Annotated in this window: 1 pseudogene; it reads left to right on the forward strand. The window is 39.2% G+C overall.

The features are described 5' to 3' along the window. Positions 1 to 40: 40 nt before the first annotated feature. Positions 41 to 625 (forward strand): annotated as a pseudogene (locus ACFIKH_RS09350) (filamentous hemagglutinin); the annotation flags it as partial.

Raw genomic sequence — 625 nt, forward strand, 5'->3', positions numbered from 1 at the left:
TAAAAGAAGTCCAGTACAACCTGAATGCAAGCCTTAAGTGATGATCAACAATCCGCCATCTTTGCCTTTGCTTGGAATGGCGCGATTGTTTCCTCACGCACATTATTTAACGGATGAAGAACAACAGAATTTACAAAAAGGTTCTGATGGCAAGGTTCATGTTTTTCTCAATGGTATTTTTACAACACCAGATGACGCAGCCCATAATGCGGTTCAGTTGGCTGATAACAAGAATGATCCACACTATTTTCTGATGTTTCCCCATAGCGATTCGTTCTTGGTAGATTTGTTCATTGCAGGGTATCAGTATGCTCTAGAAGGTAAGTTGGGTATTTTGACCAATTCGACGAAGAAGTACCAGAATCTGTTGTATAGCCTTGGCAATATAGGATTGCATACTGATGCGCATAGCCGCGGCAGTATGACAGCGGGCAATGGATCGCATGATTTAGAAAAGCATGGTGTTCATGGTATAGCAAAGAAAACAACGATTAATTTCTTTGGACCAGCTTATAATACTCAAAACATGGCAGATACGTTATATATCTTAAGTGATGGAAAGCAGGATTACGTAAACTTGGAAAATCATAAAAATGACTTTGTTGGTACAAAGATTGGCAAAAAT

The organism is Bartonella sp. SD1336NMGDW (assembly GCF_042193565.1).
GTDB classification, from domain to species: Bacteria; Pseudomonadota; Alphaproteobacteria; order Rhizobiales; family Rhizobiaceae; genus Bartonella; species Bartonella grahamii.